Annotated in this window: 20 protein-coding genes; 1 reads left to right on the forward strand and 19 read right to left on the reverse strand. The window is 35.3% G+C overall.

What is annotated here, in order from left to right; translation table 11 throughout:
* Positions 1-12 precede the first annotated feature (12 nt).
* A complete protein-coding gene (locus tag HLK68_RS12580; RefSeq protein WP_055165573.1) occupies positions 13-1,392 on the forward strand; it encodes a GTP pyrophosphokinase in 1,380 nt (459 codons plus the stop codon).
* A gap of 36 nt (positions 1,393-1,428) precedes the next feature.
* Here the strand turns inward: HLK68_RS12580 and HLK68_RS12585 are convergent, their stop codons facing one another.
* The 19 genes from HLK68_RS12585 to speE all read right to left on the reverse strand — a co-directional run bounded on the left by HLK68_RS12585 (position 1,429) and on the right by speE (position 19,967).
* Positions 1,429-2,409: an asparaginase gene (locus HLK68_RS12585; RefSeq protein WP_006784672.1), complete on the reverse strand. Its 981-nt coding sequence runs from the start codon at positions 2,407-2,409 to the stop codon at positions 1,429-1,431.
* 423 nt (positions 2,410-2,832) lie between these two features.
* Positions 2,833-3,258 carry a HutP family protein gene (locus HLK68_RS12590; protein ID WP_006784673.1) on the reverse strand — a complete coding sequence of 142 codons (426 nt, stop codon included), beginning with the start codon at positions 3,256-3,258 and terminating at the stop codon, positions 2,833-2,835.
* 169 nt (positions 3,259-3,427) lie between these two features.
* Complete coding sequence (locus HLK68_RS12595) at positions 3,428-4,219, reverse strand: ABC transporter ATP-binding protein (protein WP_055165566.1); 792 nt, start codon at positions 4,217-4,219, stop codon at positions 3,428-3,430.
* A complete protein-coding gene (locus HLK68_RS12600) occupies positions 4,170-5,093 on the reverse strand; it encodes an ABC transporter permease (RefSeq protein ID WP_006784675.1) in 924 nt (307 codons plus the stop codon). The genes HLK68_RS12595 and HLK68_RS12600 overlap by 50 nt, the downstream gene beginning before the upstream one ends.
* Before the next feature lies 1 nt (position 5,094).
* A complete protein-coding gene (locus HLK68_RS12605) occupies positions 5,095-6,081 on the reverse strand; it encodes an ABC transporter substrate-binding protein (RefSeq protein ID WP_006784676.1) in 987 nt (328 codons plus the stop codon).
* Positions 6,082-6,807: 726 nt separating this feature from the next.
* Positions 6,808-8,334, reverse strand: coding sequence for an FAD-dependent oxidoreductase (locus HLK68_RS12610; protein ID WP_132942719.1), 1,527 nt, complete (start codon positions 8,332-8,334; stop codon positions 6,808-6,810).
* 209 nt (positions 8,335-8,543) lie between these two features.
* Complete coding sequence (locus tag HLK68_RS12615; protein WP_006784678.1) at positions 8,544-8,720, reverse strand: hypothetical protein; 177 nt, start codon at positions 8,718-8,720, stop codon at positions 8,544-8,546.
* Positions 8,721-8,855: 135 nt separating this feature from the next.
* The gene (locus HLK68_RS12620; RefSeq protein ID WP_006784679.1) at positions 8,856-9,077 is read right to left on the reverse strand and encodes a hypothetical protein; all 222 of its coding nucleotides are present in this window, start codon (positions 9,075-9,077) and stop codon (positions 8,856-8,858) included.
* Between the two features lie 121 nt (positions 9,078-9,198).
* Positions 9,199-9,645, reverse strand: coding sequence for a threonine/serine exporter family protein (locus HLK68_RS12625; RefSeq protein WP_006784680.1), 447 nt, complete (start codon positions 9,643-9,645; stop codon positions 9,199-9,201).
* Positions 9,642-10,418 (reverse strand): threonine/serine exporter family protein, encoded by a 777-nt coding sequence (locus HLK68_RS12630; RefSeq protein ID WP_006784681.1) that lies wholly within the window; start codon positions 10,416-10,418, stop codon positions 9,642-9,644. The genes HLK68_RS12625 and HLK68_RS12630 overlap by 4 nt, the downstream gene beginning before the upstream one ends.
* A gap of 292 nt (positions 10,419-10,710) precedes the next feature.
* Complete coding sequence (locus tag HLK68_RS12635) at positions 10,711-12,207, reverse strand: sodium-dependent transporter (protein WP_009607060.1); 1,497 nt, start codon at positions 12,205-12,207, stop codon at positions 10,711-10,713.
* A 317-nt stretch (positions 12,208-12,524) separates the two neighbouring features.
* Positions 12,525-12,965 carry a peptide-methionine (R)-S-oxide reductase MsrB gene (msrB, locus tag HLK68_RS12640; protein WP_009607059.1) on the reverse strand — a complete coding sequence of 147 codons (441 nt, stop codon included), beginning with the start codon at positions 12,963-12,965 and terminating at the stop codon, positions 12,525-12,527.
* Positions 12,966-13,073: 108 nt separating this feature from the next.
* Entirely contained in the window at positions 13,074-13,907 is an 834-nt protein-coding gene (locus HLK68_RS12645) for a putative RNA methyltransferase (RefSeq protein ID WP_132942718.1), read from the reverse strand.
* 119 nt (positions 13,908-14,026) lie between these two features.
* A complete protein-coding gene (locus HLK68_RS12650; protein ID WP_006784685.1) occupies positions 14,027-14,887 on the reverse strand; it encodes a metallophosphoesterase family protein in 861 nt (286 codons plus the stop codon).
* Positions 14,888-14,965: 78 nt separating this feature from the next.
* Positions 14,966-16,126 (reverse strand): serine hydrolase domain-containing protein, encoded by a 1,161-nt coding sequence (locus tag HLK68_RS12655; RefSeq protein WP_006784686.1) that lies wholly within the window; start codon positions 16,124-16,126, stop codon positions 14,966-14,968.
* 234 nt (positions 16,127-16,360) lie between these two features.
* Positions 16,361-16,858 carry a hypothetical protein gene (locus tag HLK68_RS12660; RefSeq protein ID WP_006784687.1) on the reverse strand — a complete coding sequence of 166 codons (498 nt, stop codon included), beginning with the start codon at positions 16,856-16,858 and terminating at the stop codon, positions 16,361-16,363.
* Positions 16,859-17,070: 212 nt separating this feature from the next.
* Positions 17,071-18,231, reverse strand: coding sequence for a methionine adenosyltransferase (gene metK / locus HLK68_RS12665; protein WP_006784688.1), 1,161 nt, complete (start codon positions 18,229-18,231; stop codon positions 17,071-17,073).
* On the reverse strand, positions 18,218-19,123 hold the full coding sequence (gene speB / locus HLK68_RS12670) for an agmatinase (RefSeq protein WP_006784689.1): 906 nt from the start codon (positions 19,121-19,123) through the stop codon (positions 18,218-18,220). The genes metK and speB overlap by 14 nt, the downstream gene beginning before the upstream one ends.
* Positions 19,104-19,967, reverse strand: a complete 864-nt coding sequence (gene speE / locus HLK68_RS12675) for a polyamine aminopropyltransferase (protein ID WP_132942717.1) — start codon at positions 19,965-19,967, stop codon at positions 19,104-19,106. The genes speB and speE overlap by 20 nt, the downstream gene beginning before the upstream one ends.
* Positions 19,968-19,992 lie beyond the last annotated feature (25 nt).

Raw genomic sequence — 19,992 nt, forward strand, 5'->3', positions numbered from 1 at the left:
GGGGCGTTAATCTTGCCATTAGCAGAATTTAAGTATATAGAAAAAGCGTTGGCTACACTGGATAAAAAAAGTGAGCAACTCCAAATTATTTCAACTTTATTACAAATAGAGTTCGAACAAATTGTTAACTTATATGATATTGAATATTTAAACATTACATCACGTGTTAAAAGCCACGATAGTTTAAAAGAAAAAATCTTACGTCAAGGATACTATAAAAAATATAATGATCCGATTCGTTTAATCTACCATCTATCTGATTTAATAGGGGTAAGAATTGAATGCCGTTTTGAACAAGATGAACGTGAAATTTATAAAATTCTCAGAAAACATTTCAATATCCGAAATGAAGAAGGGTATTACTACAATGACATGAATCCAAATGTTAAATTGAGTTTAGATGGTCGACAACCACAAAAACAAAAAAATGGATTCAAAATTTATCGAATTGATGGCATCATCACCGACACAAATACGGATTTACCATTTGAACTTCAAATCAAATCACTCGTTAATACCTTTTGGGGAGAAATTGAACATAAAATCATCTATAAAAACTATAGTTACCTACTAGTGGATGACTTATTAAAAGAGATGATGCATTCGATTAAAAATAACTTGGCTTTACTCGATAAACAGTTATTAACTATTTATCGAAATGTTGAACAAAATCAAACCGATGAAGATTACCAACGTAAAGGATTTGAAGATATGTTAGCGAAGATGTGCAACGATGTCTTTGCTAAAAAAATAAAAGCATCGATTGGCATGAATGTTAATATCAAAAAGGCCTGTCAAACCATTATGAAATATACCTTCTCGCCAACGGTTGGATTTGAATTAAATCAAAACACAGCTACCTTAATTAAAGCCCTCGAACGATTATCCGAAATTTCAAAACAAACCGTTCATTTCAATGTTCCAATCAAGTTTGAACGTGATCCGATATATACAACACAATTCCAAAAAATTGTAGGTCCTTATTTTATTGATGTCATGAATAAAGAATTTCATTGGAATTTATTCTTCATTATGTTATTTGAAATCGAACCTCAAGATAATGTTGGGGACTTTGAAAAGTTTATTGGTTTCTTAGAACAGGCTTATCAATCCTCACCGAGTGTCACACGTCTTAAAAAAGTGCTCTACTCACAACTTGAAGAACATAGTGATGACATCATGGAACAAATTATGGTAACCTTAGCTAACAGTATTATTGCAACAGATGATATTGAATGTATTTATGAAGATAGTATTAGTGACGTTACGAGTGTCATGATTGATGTCTTACGTGATATTACCTCACAAATTACAACGATTGACCAGTGGCGTGACCAGCAAGATGTCTTATTAACTGAATTAAGTGACCGATTTAATGAAGCATTAGAATAGAAAAAAAGCGCAATTTTTTAAATTGCGCTTTTTTTCTTAGTCAACAAAGTATGATTTTAATTCTTCTGTTGTTTTTGAAACAGTTAAAGCTAACATCAATTGGATGCGAGCTTTTTGACCATTTAAATTACTCGCTAAGATAGCCCCCATATCGCGAAGCTGGGCACCACCACCAAGATATCCATAAGATCCAAGCACTCGTCCTTGTAAACAACGTGAAACAATGACCACCGGAATCTTATTTTCTGTTGCGGCCTTTATACCTTCTAACATTAGCGGTGGAACATTTCCACGTCCCATCGCTTCAATGACAATCCCTTTAACGTTTTGGCTCACTAGGAAGTTAAGAATGGTTGAATCCATTCCAGAAACGGCTTTAAGCAAGTGAACATCTGATTCAATTTGATTTGTTTCAATGTGGGGAGTAGGGGCAGAGCTTTTATGATAATAAATCACTTCATCTTGATCAACAATTCCAATAGGACCAAATTCAGGTGATTTAAAGGTATCAAGACTCATCGTATGTGTTTTCGTCACTTCACGAGCTGTGTTGACTTCATTGTTTAAGACAACCAAAACACCTTTTCCACGAGAGTTTTCGTGAGCAGCCGTACAAATAGCTGCCGCTAGATTACTTGGTCCATCATATCCAAGTTCCGATCCATTACGCATCGCTCCAACTACAACAACTGGTTTTTCAGATGATAGCGTTAAATCTAATAAATACGCAGTTTCTTCTAAGTTATCCGTTCCGTGTGTCACAACAACTCCACAGATATCCTCTTGTTTTAATTTATTTTCTACGACTTGTTTTAATTCCATCATTTTCTCAGGTGTCATATGAGGCCCTGGTAGAGCACCAAATTCAACAATATCAAGTTCAGCAATTTGATCAATATTCGTAACCATTGACATGATATCTTGACTAGACATTGAAGGGATAGCCGCTTTTAAACGAGGATCAACTTTCATTGAAATAGTCCCACCGGTAAATACTACTGCCACTTTTTTCATCATAATAACCCTCCAAATTTCATTTTTCTACCTTTTTTATTTTACTCATTCTCCCATAACGTTGCAACCTTTATTCCAAATAATCCTCTACTAACAATAATCTGGATTCAGCGTGCCTAAACATTCTTATCTTGCAAAACTAATCGTGAGGTAACATCCTGTTTTCTAACAAATTTTAACCTGAACTTTTTATTTAGACGTGTCAATATCATAAGACTCCATCATTTTAATCGTTAAAGTTCATTAAAGCGTAGCAATCTATATCATAAGCTATTGTCATTTTAAAAAGACGATACTAAGTCACCTTACGCTTAATAACAGAATTTAGATTGACTGAATCAACTTTCATTCTAGCGAAATAATTGAGAAGCGAAGTAAAGAGGAGAGGGAATAAAAAAAACTCTCCGCTATGAAGAGTTTAGATTACTATATATTATCCGGCACAGAACGATGAGCTAATCCAATCACAACATCATCTAAATGCAATAATCCAATACTTAAGAAAATACAAACGGTTAAATGTTCACGATGACGTGCAATTGCAATCTTTCCACCAGCATTTAATCCATTTGCTTTCATCGACACTTGCATGATCGCATCTCTGGCAGCACCTGCTACTGCACCATCTAAAACCATGCATTCTTTAGTAATGCCCGTTTTTCGAGAAGCAATAATGGCACGTTCAATAATTTTTGGGATTGATTGAATTAAATTTCCACCTACATCAACTGCCGTAGCATTAATTCCATGTTCTTTTAATTGCTTGACAAGCTGATCTTCTTCATTTCTAGACGAAGTCATCGCCACTTTAACTGCCGCTTTAGTCACATCTAAACTTGTAAATTGATTCATCTACTTAACCTCCTTACCACTCTTAATAAGGTTACACCTTTTTTTTGTAAAATTCAAAGGAAAAATCGTGTTTTTTTATTAGGTTTTAATCCTATTATGCTCAAAAAGAAAAAGGGATAGTCATCTAAGCGCCCTAAAAGGTTTAACTCAAGACTCTCCCTTTAAAAAATTATGAAAATAATAGTTCATCACTGATTTGACCACCAATATTTTGTTCAAATTGATGTAATAATTTTTCAGGTGTTAATTGTTTTTTCTCATCACCTGAAATATCTAATACAACATGGCCATCATGTAGCATGATTAATCGATTACCATAAGTAATCGCCTGACTTAAATTATGTGTAATCATTAAGGTGGTAATATTTGAAGTTGTAACGATTTGATTCGTCAATTCCATAATTTTTGCTGATGTTTTAGGGTCCAGTGCCGCTGTATGCTCATCAAGTAACAACAATTCTGGTTTAACGAGTGTTGCCATTAATAATGATAACGCTTGTCGTTGCCCACCTGATAATAGCCCAACAGGGGAGTGCATTTGCTTTTCTAGGCCTAATTCTAATGGGGTAACAAGTTCTTTAAATAACTTTAAATCCTTTTTAGATTCTAAAAAAGATAATCCAAATCGTTTCCCTTTATTTTTAGCTAATGATAAATTTTGAGCAATCGTCATAGAAGGAGAGGTTCCCATCGTTGGATTTTGAAATACCCGACTAATGAACCTTGTTCTTTCATATTCAACTGTATGTGTTAAATCTTCTTGATTTAAGAAAATTGTGCCACTATCAGCAGAAATTGAGCCTGATATTAAATTTAATAATGTGGATTTTCCGGCGCCATTACTTCCGATGATGGTCACAAATTCACCATCTAAAACCGTCAAGTTTAAAGAATCAAAGATTCTTTTTTCATTAACTGTGTTCGGATAAAAAGTTTTGCTCAGTTGTTGGATCCTTAACATCTCTTATCCCACCTTTCATTTCATGTTTTTTAAAGAGAGTAACTTTAAAATGATAATGATTTAAAGCTAGAGCCAGTGTCACAATAGCAGCACTTAGTAATTTTAAATCATTAGGTGGAAATCCAAATTGCAAAGCAAGAGCTGTACAACCCTGATACAAAATAGCACCAATAATGGCCGTGGTTGTTGGAAGAATCCAAGATGATTTTTTAAATATCGCTTCTCCGAAGATAACAGCCGCTAATCCAATGACAATCGTTCCAGTTCCCATGGTGACATCAGCATACCCTTGATATTGAGCACTTAAAGAACCAGCTAATCCAACTAACCCATTAGAAATCATTAAACAAACAATCTTCACAAAACCGATATGAACACCGAGTGTCGTGACTAATTGAGGGTTATCTCCTGTTGCTTTGACCATAAATCCAAATTTTGTTTTCAAAAACAAATCAACCAATAACTTCACCACCATGACCACAAGAACAATCGTAAGCAGGGTAGGGAGGGATGTTGAAAAAAGATGTTTTTGATTAAAGAGTGCAATATTCGCACGATTCCCCATCACTCTTAAGTTAATAGAGTACAATCCACTCATCACTAATATTCCTGAAAGAAGGTTCGTGATTTTCAATTTCACATGTAAGAGCCCTGTCACAGCTCCTGCTAACATGCCTCCAATAAATGAAATGAAGATGGCAACAGAAGCATTTATCCCTTGGGTTAAAAGTAGGGCAGTGATTGAAGCGCCTAGTGGAAACGTCCCTTCAACTGATAAATCTGCAAAATCCAAAACTTTATAGGTTAAGTAAACACCGAGTGCTAAAATTCCAAAAATCAAACCTTGTTCTAAAACGGTTAGTAGAACGGTCATACTAGTCACCTTCTACAATTTCAGCTTCACTTAAAATATCCTCAGGAATCACAAGTCCAATCGCATCTGCATTCTGTTGATTTACAATTAACGTTGTATTCTCAAGCGTATTAATGGACATAGTGCTCGGATCTTTTCCTTCTAATACTTCGACTGCCATTAATCCAGTCTCATATCCTAACTGGTAATAATCGATTCCTTCTGTGGCAACTCCACCTGCAGTTGCCATTCCTTCTTCACCCGTAATGACAGGTACCTTTTTCTCCACGCAAGCATTCCATAACACCGGCATCGCACTGGCTACTAAATTATCCGTTGGGGCATACATCACGTCAATTTTATCAATAATTGATGAAACAGCAATTGGAATATCATTCACAGAAGTTATCCCCACTTCTACAATCTCATATCCTAAAGATTTAGCAGCTTCTTTTGCCATTGAGACTTGGACTTGTGAGTTCACTTCACTTGTTGTATAGATGACACCAATTGTTTTAGCATTCGGTACAAGTTCTTTAATTAAGTTCATTTGTTTTTCAACAGGTGTTAAATCACTCGTTCCTGTTACATTAGTTCCCGTGACATCCCAATCTTTAACAAGTTCAGCTGAAACAGGATCAGTTACAGCTGTAATGACGATTGGAATCTCTTGCGTTGCATTATAAGCAGCCTGAGCAGCTCCTGTTGCAATGGCAAAAATCATATCCACCTGATTTGATACAAATTGTTTAGCAATTGTTTGTGTCGTCGCCATATCTCCTTGAGCATTTTTTAAATCAAATTTAATATTTTCACCATCCACATAACCTTCAGCTTCTAGTGCTGCCACAAATCCTTCATAAGAGGCATCCAGTGCAGCATGTTCCATATACTGTAAAACTCCAATCGTTTTAACGTCTGAATTTTCTTGCTTACTGCATCCTACGAGAAAGCTACCACAAAAAACAATCCCAATCCCTAAAATGTTCAACCATTTACTAGCTTTCATACCATCATTCCTTCCTTTTTCCTTCCTTATGCAATTCAACTGATAACTGATTAGAAAAACTCTCCATCTTGGAGAGTTTGTGAGTCTAATAGAGTACTCGAGATTCCATGTAATCAATCATAATCTCACAAACCTTCTATTGGGTTATTCTAATCATCCTACTAGATAAATTCCCCTTGAATTTATCACCCAAAACACCAATATGTGGAAATATCGTGCCCTGAATTATGATTATTATATGACCGATGCCTAGAAAAGTCAAACCATTTAAAAGTTAATTTTTTCCATTTTTTTTAAAAAACAAATAAAAAAAACACTGTAGCAGTGTCTTTTCAAATACAATATAGATACAACATAAATAGAGGTATGAGAAAGAGAAGAAAGGTGAGCTCTAAGTTGTAATGTCTAAGTTGGGCTCAATCATATTATGGTTTGAATTTAAAATTATATACAATAAATCATCATAATATTTAAAAAAATAAAAAAACACCATTGCCGGTCAATGGTGTTTTAGGAATGTAGGTAAAGATAAGGAGTGTGAGCACAACTGGCTCATTACTATTATACTTTTAAAAGATTAAGAGTTTCAAGACATAACAGACAACAAACCTTGATTGCTGTTTTATCCCTCCTTTCTTTCGATTTTCTTTGACAAAATACCTTGAATTCTTTTGCTAAAACAGTAAGAACTCTATTCCAATCTTAACAAGATGTAGTATTTTGTAGTTAATCATCTGATCTAAAAATATTAGGATTCATTTTATTATGATGACAACTTAATGCTTGATGAGCAGGTCCTTCTATTACCTCTCCCGTATAAGAAAATCGTGATCCATGACAAGGACAATCCCATGTTCGTTCAGCCGTATTAAAAGCTAGCTCACACCCTAGATGAGGACAGGTGATATCAACTAGATAAAGAAGCCCTTCTTTATCTTTATACAAACCATAATTTCCTTCGTTAGTGGCTATAATGGTTGCTTCATCAACACCTAATTCTACGTTTTTCTCACCTAATTTTAACTTACCTTTTATGTATTCAAACGCTACCTTTGAATTGTAAGCGATTAAATTCTTAATTGCCATTTTAGAGTTTAAACGGCTTGGAGAGAATAGGGCAGTATACGGACTATCCATCCCTCTAATCAATTGATTTAAAAGAAGAGCCGCCGCGGTTCCATTACTCATTCCCCATTTACAATATCCAGTTGCAACGAATTGATTTAAACAATCTTTATGAAGTCTCCCTATATAAGGCATATGATCAATCGAGACAACATCTTGTGTTGACCACTCATATGAAATAGCATCCGTTTGAAACTTTTCTTTTGCAAAGTTAATCAAGGCTTCATAATTTTCATTCGTATCTTTCACGGTACCTGGACGATGATTTTCACCTCCAATTAAAAGAAAATTTTGATACGTCCGAATGGAGCGTGTTGGCGATTCATACGAAATATACATTCCATGGGGTAGGGAAGAAGCATTCTCAACCGCTATCAAATAGGAATGACTCATCTCAATTTTAGAAAAGAGAAGCGATCCATCATCATAAAATGGAAAATGACAGGCTTGAACCACACGCTTAGCGTTAACCTTATATCCATTAGATGTGATGATTGAGGAACTTTGATCCTCATTGAAAACCATCTCACAGGCTGTTGTATGCTCATAGATCGAAATATTAGAATACTCAGCTAGTGCCTTTAATAAACCGACTAAATACTTTAATGGATGAAACTGTGCCTGATTTTTAAATGCAATGGCCTTTTCAATTGGAAAGGGGAGATCGAGCGATTCTACCAGTTCACAATCCATGTTTAGTGAACGACAGGCTTCATATTCTGCCTCAAATTTTGATAAGTTTGATGCCTCTTGGGTAAAGACATAGTGGGGGAGTCTTACAAAATCACAATCAATCTTTAAATCATGTATCGTTTTCGCCACAAAATCAATGGCTTCTTGCTGTGATTCATAATATAGCTTTGCACCATCATAACCAACATTTTGAATTAAATCCTGATAAATTAACCCTTGACCAGCAGTTAATTTCGCCGTTGTATAAGCAGTTGTCCCATGAATAACTTGGTCTGAATCAATCAATGCAATCTTTAAGCCAGAATCACGTAACAAATAAGCCAACGTAATCCCAGTTATTCCGGCACCCACAATACAAACATCAACAGATAGATCTTCACATAGCGAATGATAACTAGGAACGACCGTCGTATCTAACCAAAGTGGAACTTTCATTTTAAAACCTCCTAAAATAGACTCAATATAGTTTGGAATTCAAAAAAGGAAACTATGTATATCTTTTATTTTTATCATTAAGTTTACATAATATACATTATAGGAAGTTATGGTGGTTGATAAAAAAGCTAACTAGCCGTGCCCTTTCACAAACTCTTTTACCTAAAAATTAAAAACCCAGACACATTAGGTCTGGGTTTTTAATTTTTTTATTTAGGTTGCCAATAACATCTTTTTGGGGAAACAATTTTTTCTTCAGCTTTTAATTGTTTCATCGCTTTTTCGACGTCTTTCTTTTCAAGACCTGTTAACTCTACAATTTTACCATTGTTAAGAGGTTCTCCAGCATTTTTCATCGCTTCAAGAATTTTTTCTGTATTTTCCATGCTTAGCACCTCCTGTCTTCATTTATAATGACACTATCATAATTCATCTACCTAATATTGTCAAATAATAGGATAAAATATAACGTTTTTTAATCAGTCTTCGTTTTTAGAACCCTTAAAGACAGCGAAATTCGATTATTTAGATAACTGATCGATATAAGTTTTAATCAGCTGCTTGACTTCTATTTCCGTGAAACCAAGTTGTTCAAAACCGCCAAACTCACAATTAACACTCCCTTTAATACTTTTAAAAAGATCATTCACTAAATATTTTGACTTAGTGTACGTAACTCCATCTTCAAGTCGATAGTTATATTGTAATTCAATCTCTTTTAAAAGATAGGTCTTCTCATTCATTTTAATCTCTCCTTCTAATACCGATTCATTATCGTTTTCATCTTTCTATTATAGCAAATCGCCCCTATTTCGCTGACTTTTTTTATCAGACTAATCAAAACTAATCTTTCATCCTGAAGCGTTAATACTTAAACTTTTTTCTTAACGATTTTAAATAGTAAAAGAAAATGGATACTAATATAATCGAAACGGCTATCCCTATTCCTGTACTAAATGTATTATGAAGATGACTTGAAAACTCAGGTTCATCATTTAAAATAAAAGCTCTCATCGCATAATAAAGACTTCCTCCGGGTACTAATGGAATAACAGATGGCACTAAAAAGACAATAGCAGGAGATTTTAAAACACGGGCAAAGATTTCTGAATAAGCGGTTGCAAAAATTCCTGCAATTAAGTTACTTAAAAAAGCATCTTGATGAATAGAAAAGAGCCATAAATAAATGGTAATCGTAACCATTCCCCCAATCGTACCATAAATCAGTCTATCTTTCCTTACTCGAAAAAGGAGTGCAAACCCTAAACTCTCAATGGTTGCACTGATGATTAAAATCATATTTTCTTTCATTGTAATAGACCTCCCATAAAGTATAATGCTAATGAAAATCCACACGCAATGGCTGACGCAACTAAAATTGACTCAAAAAATCGCATTAAGCCAGCTAATAAATCTCTAGATAAAATCTCTCTAAAAGCTGTCATTATTCCAAGACCCGGGATTAAAACCATAATATCTCCAATCATTATCTTATCAATGTTTTTTCCAATCCCTAACTTAACTAATAAAATCGTCAGCATTCCAGCGAGCATGGAACACAATACCATATATAAGACCTGATTCATGTAATCTTTTTTAAAATAATTATCTAAGTAAAAAATAAAAGCTGCCACGATGGCAGATGGAACCATGTCGATGACTTCTCCTCCAAAGTAAATACAAGAACTTGTCGCAATAAGAATACAACCCAAGCAGACAGAAAAATTGATTGGAGGGCGAGATTGTTCCAATTCATTAATTTTTTCTCGAACTTCTATACAATTTGGTGCTGTCTCGCAAATCAGACGAGATAACGTATTCACGCCTTCTAACCCTTCAAGATTTGTACCATAAGAATATATTCGCCTCGTTTGCGTAATAATGTCACCATCAGTTGTTTGGATGGTCGCAATAATTAATGATCTGATCGCAAAAACATCAATTCGTTTAACTCCATATGCTTTGCAAATCCTAATAATAGAATCTTCAACACGTCCAATCTCTGCACCACATTTTGTTAGCTTCTCGCCAATATCTAATGCAAGCATTAAAACTTGCTGTGGATGATTCTTTTCTTCATTCATGACGACAACTCCTACTGTTAACTCTTCAATCTTAAACAAATGTTTTGTTAATCTTAACGTTCTATTATTAGTATTGACACAAAAATGGTGAATCATAACTAATTTTTACTAAGTCAGACTTTAAATGGCCTAAATTTATTTAACAAAAAAACCTATTAAATAAATTTAAGCCATTTACTTAATAGGTTATTCATGTCACTTTCTAAGCTCGTTTTATCATTTCTATTAGGAAAATAAATGTTTTTTAGTTGTGATGTTTCAAGATAGACTTTCCTCTCTTAGTAAACCTAGCTTAACTAACTGTGGCTTTATCCTCATTTTTACCTTTCACCAAACTTATTCCAATACCAAAAATAACGGTTAATAGGACAATCCCCCATCCCCCAGCAATTAGATTAGATACTGGATAACCATCATATGGTGTTGTTAAATTTGTGATTAAATAGGTCACACTAATAAATAAGAAGATAACTGGGCAAAGGTATTTGATGCAGGCACTCCACCACTTTCCATATTTAAAATCGGTATTACTGTTGAGATAGTCGCGGATGTTATCCGCTCCAAATACCCATCCTAAAGCTAAACATTCAACGAATCCAATCGCAATTAAATTAAAGTCATTCACAAAGTGATCCACAACATCTAACCAATAAAGTCCAGCCCGCGTCGCAAAAATTAGACTCGATGCAAATCCAATCACACATACCCATAACGTTGTTTTGGATTTATTCCATCCAAATTTATCAACCACCGCTGTAATAATAGCTTCAACAATCGAAAAGGCAGAATCAATTGCAAGGGTAAATAACATGATGAAAAAAACAAGAGAAAATAAAATGACTACCAAACGGCCACCTGGCATTTGAGCTAACGCCTCAGGATACGTTACAAAAGCTAGCATAATCCCCGTATGCTTCATTTGTGAAATCGGTGTTCCACTGACTGCTGATAAGTATCCAAGTGTCCCAAAGGCTGCGATTCCGGATAAAAAGCTAATTCCCGCATCTGCAAACCCAATGATCATCGCATCTTTTGTTACTTCTGCCTCTTTGTTTAAATAACTACCGTAGGCCACCATAATAGAAAATAAGATACTCAAACTAAAGAATATTTGACCGTAAGCTGCCGCCCACACATTAATATCTAGTAATGCTGACCAATCTGGAACTAAGTAATAACTCAAACCGTCAAATGCTCCCGGTAAAGTCATCGCACGAATAATTAAGAAAACAAGTAAAATAACAGGTAAAATAACGGTATACTTCACGACTTTCCCGACTGATGTGACTCCGTGACGGATACAATACCAAATGCAAACCCAAGCAAAAATAAGTGCTAAAAACACCACAGGACTAAAACCACCGAAATCAAACATTCCACTCGAAACCTGTAATACATCCCCCGTAAAGATATCAGCTGCCCCTTTTTCAATCCAAGGTGACTTAAATGACAGCGCCACATACTCAATGACCCATGCGACGACCACTGAATAATACGCACAAATACAAAATGCTGTTCCGACTCCCCACCAACCAATCCATTCAAACTTTTTATTCATTTTTGCAAAAGCACTTGGAGCACCAGACTGATATTTCTTCCCGATAGATAACTCAAGTGCTAATAATGGAATTCCAGCTGTTAGTAACGCCACAAAATAAGGAATTAAGAAGGCACCTCCCCCATTTGCATACGCAATCCCCGGAAATCGCCAAGCATTTCCAAGTCCAACTGCCGAACCAATGGCAGCCATAATAAAAGTACTTCTTGAACTCCATTGTTGTCTTGCCATACACTCATCCCCCCTGATTTCTAATCTATAATTAACTCTTCTTGATCATGATTTCCCCTTCATAATCAAACAATTAATTACCAATAATTGTAATTAAATGTTATTCTAACATATCTCATCAAAAACACAAGACACATTTTAGACATATTTATAAAAGAAAAAAATCGCTTTTCTCTAAAAAATAGAAAAGCGATTTTTAAATAAAATTTGAGAAACTCAAAGAATGATGCACACTTTATTCATGAAATAGCCTATGTACGAGAGTGCACTAAACAGACATGATTAAGATACTGTTACAAAAATCGAAGCAAATGAATCTACAATAATTCGATGTACTGTCCATATCCCGCTTCTTTCATGTTTGATTTTGGAATAAAACGTAAGGCAGCTGAATTAATACAATATCGTAAACCACCCGATGATAAGGGTCCATCATTAAACACATGACCTAAATGAGAATCTGCTTTTTGACTTCGCACCTCAATTCGATGCATCTGATGGGACCAATCGGCTTTCTCCTTAATCATACTCCGATGAATGGGCTTTGAAAAGGCAGGCCACCCACAGCCCGAATGAAATTTATCACGTGATAAAAAGAGGGGTTCCCCACTCACAACATCAACATAAATTCCTTCTTCAAAATGTTGATCATATTCATTAGTAAATGGAGGCTCGGTTCCATTATTTTGTGTCACTTCATATTGCATCGGAGTTAATCTAGCTCTTAACTCGTCTTGAGTTGGTTTTTGATACTTCATCTAACATTACACCACCTATAAAAAATTCATATGCTTTATTATCGCCCAATCAGTGAGTCCCTAATCTGTAAGTAGCTGAAAATAAAAACAGAGGGATTAAACATCCCTCTAGCGACCTACCTGGTTTCGATAAACTAATATAGCAAACTCAATTTCTGTATCAAGTGTTTGAACTGAGTTTAACTTCATTTGATCTTCTCGGCCTGTTTTATAATAATACGGTGTCATCATAAATAAGCTAACGATATCATGATTATTTGTAAGATGCATCATCTCTTTAATATCATGTCTTTCAATTAACTCAAAACCATCTACCTCTAAATTCTCAATGACATTTTCATAAGGCGTGTCATATACCGCTTTTTTTAACGACCATAAATGTTTCTCGAGTGGAATGACTTTAATTAAAAGTCCATATTCTTTTAACGCACGTTGACATTCCTCACCTAAAAACGGAGCAAAAATAGAAATGATGATGTCACATGATTGATCCGCGACTGGTAAATCAGCAATACTTGCCACTGCTAATTCAATCTTTTTATTACGTTTGGCTGCATAATCAACGGCACACTTTGAAATATCAATCCCAAGCATCTTAATGTGCAAAGACTGCTCCGTTAAATGCTTTAGTATATGATCCGTATACCAGCCCTCACCACAACCAGCATCTAAGATTACATCCTGATCTTTGGCATACTTGTTTACAACATCTTGCAGTTTTTCACGTAAAACATTGTAATAACCTGATTCTAAAAATTCTTTTCGGGCCTGAACCATTAATTTATCGTCACCATGACGCTTTTTTTTCGTTTGTTGTGACATTAAAAGATTAATGTATCCACTCTTTGCTCTATCAAAGTTATGTCCCTTGTGACATTTATAGCTTCTTTCTTCTACTACTAATTGGGTTTGACAAAGCGGACATATAAAATTACTGATCATGATCCATGAACCTCACTTCATAACTATATTTTTATCTTATTATATCATAACTGACGTAAAATGATTAAATTGACTATTCATTAAAGATTCTGTTTAATTCTGGTCATTTTTGAAGAATTTTAATTATTTCCATGGTGATGATTTATTTCAAAATTAAACCACACCTTAGCTCGTTGGTTCCAAACTTCATTTTCAATCAATCCATCATGAAAATCAGTTGCTTCAAATGAGCGTAAGAAATTAATATTGGCATTAAATCCTTCTTCAATCGACTGTACAATTAAACGAGCCCATATCGGTGCCACTTCATAAAGCGAGCTCTTGTGCATCGTTTGTTTAAAATCCTCAACTGAATACAATGCAATATGATGACTAGCTTGCCACTTGCCATTTTCAAAACTTAAGATAGCATACTCAGCCCCACTCCACTGATTAAAATGGACTCCCGCTGCACCTGGATTTAACACCAGTGTCTGATTCACTTCTTTTTTCCAAGGTCGATGCGAATGTCCACAAACGAGTACTTCAGTTTGACAAGCTTGAACTGCTTCTAATAAACGATCTTGTTCTTTATCCTCATATAAGTGCTCACTAATATGAAAGGGTGATCCATGTACAATCCTGATACACCCACACTTCCCACATGACCTCACACACGAATCAGATAACCCTTTAATATACTCCACATTTTCTTTCGTTAACGTTTTCGCCGTCCATACGACACTTGCCATCTGTTCATAGTTTCTCCAGTGTTGGTTCTCACCTTTTAAATAACTCAAAACATAATCTTCACGATTTCCTTTGATCACCGTTGCATTCAGGGTCTTAATATAATCTAAAACCTCATTAGGTTGCGAACAGTCTGCGATTAAATCGCCTGCAATGATATAATCACTGATTCCTGCTTTATTTAAGTCGCGAATAATCGCCTTCAAGGCATGTAAATTCCCATGAATATCTGCTATCACACCTATTCTCATTTGACAATCCCCTTTCTAAGGCTTTTATTATATCAAAAAAGAGTCATAATTAAAAAATTACGACTCTTTTTTCTTATTTTATTGCGATTCCAAATTGGTTAACACTAATCGAGCGATGGTAAATGCCATATTCATATCGCTTTCATCGTGATTGGTCAATAAAATAACGGATACTTTATCTTCTTTATGATGCAAAAGCATGGAATGCCATCCAATCAAGTTACCAGGATGGGAAATCGTATTCTCAAGATACATATCAACGTACCACCCATAACCGTAATCCTTATTGCCAATTTTAGAATACGGTGTAGACATCATCTTAAAACTTTCCTCAGAAATCAACTCATTTTTAGCAAGCGCTCGATCATACTTAAACAAATCCATAACGGTTGAATGCAAACCACCTGAAGCATATCCAAACGAAGGATTCAAAATCTTCGCATTATAACCCTCTGCAATATTTCCATTATAAGCGGTTGCCATATTATCTAGTGGCACCGCATCCATATTTAATCCTGAATCTGTCATCTCGCAAGGCTCTAAGATATTAAGTCGAACATAATCAGCATAAGACATTCCTGTAATTTGCTCAATAATGGCCCCCAGAAGATCATAACCTAAATTTGAATAAATCGCATAGACTCCTGGTTCTTCATAATACAGATTATTTTCCTTAAAAGCATCTGCAATCACCTGATCAAGCGTCGTCGCCTGATTATAATTCGTCAAATCATCGCCTGAATAAAGAGCCGAGGTGTGGGTTAGCAATTGATGGATGGTAATTTCTTCTCCATGGGGTAACGTTGGAAAATACGTATCAATCGTTTGCTCAAGAGTCAATTGCCCACTTTCGACTAATTGTAAAATGCTAACAGCCACAAATGACTTTGAGACCGAAGCAATCTGAAACTTTTTATCAATTGTCATCGGTTCATGATTTTCAACATTAGCTAACCCATAACCTTTAACTAAAATTAAATCATCACCTGTTGAGACTAACGCTACTCCATTGAATAACTGCTCTTGCAAATAAGCATCAATTGATTTTGCAACGGTCTCATAATCCTTTGAAATTATTTCCGTCACGATTTCCTCTTCGACTGTTTCTTCTTGAGATGCTATATCTATAACATCACTCTCTTCTAGTGATGACTCCATTTTAAACTCTTCATGTCCACTTTTTTGACAACCACTCAATAATGCAGTAACGATTGCCACTGCCAAAGCTCTTTTATTCATAAATCCTCCCTTAAAACATCGACCCTATTCCTTCTAAACTCTAATATCCTCCCTTCGTTACTAGTTTATCATACGATTCAAAAAATTCATCTCTTTTCTGTCGATAATTGTCATTTTTGTACAATAATTTTATATCCCTTCCACAAATCTTTCTCACTATAGGATAGATCTTTAGATGACTGAATTCACATAAAAAAATAAAGATGAACAGACTCATCTTTACCTTTTTGTCTTTTAATATCCAAGTTGATGTTTAAATCGATTCACAATTTCAGAGCCTTTATAAACGGATAAATACTTTTCAAATAATAAACGATAACATGGTAACTTAGACTCATTTAAATCAAATGATAAATGAATCTCATTTGGGTCGACTTGAAAATTAACACCTTTATCATAACCATTTTCAATACCCAATGCATACGTTCCCCAATCAGAATAAACATAGCATTGATTTTGTAAAATATCGTCATCACTAATCGGTAATAAGTTTCCATTATCATCAAGTGTTGCTTTCACATTTTCAATCGGATTTATGAAATCAACATAAATATGCTTAATCTCACAATCTGCATTGACAACTTTGAATTGAATCTCATTATGATTTACTTCTTGTACCTCTAAACAGACATGATCATTTTGATAATACTTTCCTTCATGTGTCAGAGTTTGAATCCCTTCTTCACTTTCAATTGAAACTGATTTAAGATAATTAAATAACTTGTAAATCATGACTTTCACCTCAGCAATTTTGTATTTCTGAAGGATTACATAGTTTAATGAATAGCATGAGTCCATACAGCTACTTTCACGACCACCATTATCAGTTTGAAATAGATTTCAATTCTAATCCTATATGGCTTATTATATGTCTGGTAAAAGTAGAATATTCTTTCTATAAAATGAAAAGTAGCGCAATGCGCTACTTTTTAAAATTAAATGTGTTAAACAGCTAATGGAATCACTCGCTCCCATGGAAAATGCGGTTGGCCAAAGTGTCCATACGCTGCTGTTTCTTTAAAAATCGGTTGACGTAACTCTAACATCTCGATAATCCCTTGAGGATGTAGTTTGAAGTTTTCCTTAATAATAGAAACTAATTTTTCGGTTGAAACTTTAGCTGTCCCAAAGTCTTCAATTAAGATTGAAGTAGGTTCTGCAACTCCAATAGCATAAGATAATTGAATTTCACATTTATCAGCCAGTCCATTTGCAACAAGATTCTTTGCAATAAAACGTGCCATATAGGCTGCACAGCGATCGACTTTTGTTGAATCTTTTCCTGAGAAAGCTCCCCCTCCATGGCGGGCATAGCCACCATATGTATCAACTATAATTTTACGTCCTGTTAAACCAGCATCCCCATCAGGTCCTCCAACGACAAAACGTCCTGTAGGATTAATAAATAAACGTGTTTTTTCATCCATTAACGTTGTCTCAATAATTGGAGAAATAACATGCTCTTTTAAATCAGTAACGATTTGAGCATGAGACACTTCTTCATCATGTTGAGTTGAAATGACAATCGTATCAATACGAACTGGCTGATTTTGTTCATCATATTCAACCGTTACTTGTGTTTTACCATCTGGTCTTAAATATGAAAGTGTTCCATTTTTACGAACTTCACTTAAACGTTTAGCCAGTTTATGTGCCAACGAAATCGGTAATGGCATAAATTCTTCTGTTTCACGGCAAGCATATCCAAACATTAACCCTTGATCTCCAGCTCCAATCACGGCTTCTTGCTCATCGAATTCTCGTGCTTCAAGTGATTCATTAACCCCTTGTGCGATATCTGGTGATTGAGCATTTAACTCAACCATGACACGACAGTTATTAGCATCTAATCCAATCTCTTTTGCTATGTAGCCAATTTCACGAATCGTTTCACGAACAACAGATTCAAAATCAACACTTGCCGTTGTTGTAATTTCCCCTGTTACTAACACTAAATCTTTAGATGCAACGGTTTCGCAAGCCACGCGAGCCATTGGATCTTGTGCTACGATGGCATCTAAAATAGCATCTGAAATCTGATCACAAACTTTATCCGGATGCCCTTCTGTAACTGATTCTGATGTAAATAATTTACGCTGTTTCATCGATGATTTCTTCCTCTCTTTTTTTACTTGATACTAATAAAGCAAGTTCCCTTAATACTTTACATGCCACTAACGTTGAGACATTCGATTGATCATAATGCGGACTTAACTCAACCAAGTCGGCTCCTACTAACTCAACCTCTGCGTTCTTAAGTGCCGTAAACACTGTTTCTAGCTCACGATAAGTAATGCCTCCCGCTTCTGGAGTTCCTGTTCCAGGGAAAATGGATGGATCTAACACATCTAAATCAAGTGTGACATACACTGGACATCCTTTTAAAGACTTCAGAACTTTAGCGACACTGTGAACCGTAAACGGCTCCATATAAGTATGGTAATCTTTTAATGCAAAATTAAACTCTTCCTTTGTTCCCGAACGAATTCCAAATTGAAAAATATGTCCATCCCCAAGTAAATCATGTATACGACGAATGACTGTCGCATGGGATAACGTCTCATTATGATACGTCTGACGCAAGTCTGTATGAGCATCAAAGTGAAGCACATGAATATCTTGATACTTTTCAAAAAGAGCCTCCATGACTGGAAGAGTAACCAAATGCTCTCCTCCAATCATCAACGGCTTTTTCCCTGCTTCTAATACTTCTTTTGTCACTTCTTTAATTTCTTCTAGACATTTTATTGTATTACCATTCGATAAATTGACATCCCCTAAATCACAAATCTTGAAGTCTTCTAAATCTAAATCAAGCAATGGACTGTAGGTCTCGATTCCTTCTGATTCACATCGAAGTTGTCCAGCCGCAAAACGTGTTCCAGGACGATAAGAGGTCGTTCCATCAAAAGGAGCCCCAAAGACAACCACTTCTGCTTCTTCAAAACTGACATCCATTGCCATAAACGTTGCACGATTACTTAATCGTTTTTGCATCTTCTAACATCTCCTTCACATAAGTTGGGAGCATAAATGACCCCATATGTAAATCTGTATTATAATACTTCGTTTTCAACCCTAAAGCTTGCCATTTATCTACTTTAGCATCTAGAAGTGGATCAAGCGTTTTAGAAGCAAAGCCAAATAACCAATGCCCTGATGGATAAGTTGGAATATGTGCTTGATACACTTTAGAAATTGGGAAAATTCGATGAATCTTCTCATGTGCTCGCTTCATTTCATGTGCATTATGAGCAAAATATGGACTTTCATTTTGATTCACTAAAATTCCATCTTTTGATAAAATACGATAGCAATTTTCATAGAATTCAGTTGTAAATAACCCTTCTCCAGGTCCAATTGGATCCGTTGAATCCACAATAATTAAATCATAAGTTCCTGATGTAGCGTTTGCTACCCATGCCACTCCATCTTCAAAGTATAAGTTCACTCGCTCATCCTCTAATTTAGAGGCCGTAATCGGTAAATATTCTTGTGAGGCTCGAACAACTAGCTCATCAATTTCAACCATATCAATCTTTTCGATTTGAGAATATCGTGTTAGTTCACGAACGGTTCCACCGTCACCGCCGCCGATTACTAGCACCTTTTTAATGGCTGGATTCACACACATTGGGGTATGTACAATGCAGTCATGATAAATAAATTCATCTTTCTCATTGACCATCATTAATCCATCTAACGTTAAAAATGTACCGAGTTCTTCACTTTTAAATACATCAACTTGCTGAAAATCTGATTTCTTTGAAAATAATTGCTTCTCAACCTTTACTGAGAAACGTACCTTATTTGTCCATTCTTCTGTATACCAAAACTCCATCTTGATCTCTCCTTATCTTTGTGAC

The organism is Turicibacter sanguinis (genome assembly GCF_013046825.1).
In the GTDB taxonomy this organism is placed as follows: Bacteria; Bacillota_I; Bacilli_A; order MOL361; family Turicibacteraceae; genus Turicibacter; species Turicibacter sanguinis.

Coding starts and splice junctions, on each gene's coding strand:
- HLK68_RS12645 (WP_132942718.1), bottom strand. CDS start 13,907: ATGATCAGTAATTTTATATGTCCGCTTTGTCAAACCCAATTAGTAGTA.
- HLK68_RS12615 (WP_006784678.1), bottom strand. CDS start 8,720: ATGGAAAATACAGAAAAAATTCTTGAAGCGATGAAAAATGCTGGAGAA.
- HLK68_RS12625 (WP_006784680.1), bottom strand. CDS start 9,645: ATGAAAGAAAATATGATTTTAATCATCAGTGCAACCATTGAGAGTTTA.
- HLK68_RS12630 (WP_006784681.1), bottom strand. CDS start 10,418: ATGAATGAAGAAAAGAATCATCCACAGCAAGTTTTAATGCTTGCATTA.
- HLK68_RS12595 (WP_055165566.1), bottom strand. CDS start 4,219: ATGTTAAGGATCCAACAACTGAGCAAAACTTTTTATCCGAACACAGTT.
- HLK68_RS12590 (WP_006784673.1), bottom strand. CDS start 3,258: ATGAATCAATTTACAAGTTTAGATGTGACTAAAGCGGCAGTTAAAGTG.
- HLK68_RS12650 (WP_006784685.1), bottom strand. CDS start 14,887: ATGAGAATAGGTGTGATAGCAGATATTCATGGGAATTTACATGCCTTG.
- HLK68_RS12620 (WP_006784679.1), bottom strand. CDS start 9,077: ATGAATGAGAAGACCTATCTTTTAAAAGAGATTGAATTACAATATAAC.
- HLK68_RS12610 (WP_132942719.1), bottom strand. CDS start 8,334: ATGAAAGTTCCACTTTGGTTAGATACGACGGTCGTTCCTAGTTATCAT.
- msrB (WP_009607059.1), bottom strand. CDS start 12,965: ATGAAGTATCAAAAACCAACTCAAGACGAGTTAAGAGCTAGATTAACT.
- HLK68_RS12585 (WP_006784672.1), bottom strand. CDS start 2,409: ATGATGAAAAAAGTGGCAGTAGTATTTACCGGTGGGACTATTTCAATG.
- metK (WP_006784688.1), bottom strand. CDS start 18,231: ATGAAACAGCGTAAATTATTTACATCAGAATCAGTTACAGAAGGGCAT.
- HLK68_RS12605 (WP_006784676.1), bottom strand. CDS start 6,081: ATGAAAGCTAGTAAATGGTTGAACATTTTAGGGATTGGGATTGTTTTT.
- HLK68_RS12660 (WP_006784687.1), bottom strand. CDS start 16,858: ATGATTTACAAGTTATTTAATTATCTTAAATCAGTTTCAATTGAAAGT.
- HLK68_RS12655 (WP_006784686.1), bottom strand. CDS start 16,126: ATGAATAAAAGAGCTTTGGCAGTGGCAATCGTTACTGCATTATTGAGT.
- speB (WP_006784689.1), bottom strand. CDS start 19,123: ATGCAAAAACGATTAAGTAATCGTGCAACGTTTATGGCAATGGATGTC.
- HLK68_RS12635 (WP_009607060.1), bottom strand. CDS start 12,207: ATGGCAAGACAACAATGGAGTTCAAGAAGTACTTTTATTATGGCTGCC.
- HLK68_RS12600 (WP_006784675.1), bottom strand. CDS start 5,093: ATGACCGTTCTACTAACCGTTTTAGAACAAGGTTTGATTTTTGGAATT.
- speE (WP_132942717.1), bottom strand. CDS start 19,967: ATGGAGTTTTGGTATACAGAAGAATGGACAAATAAGGTACGTTTCTCA.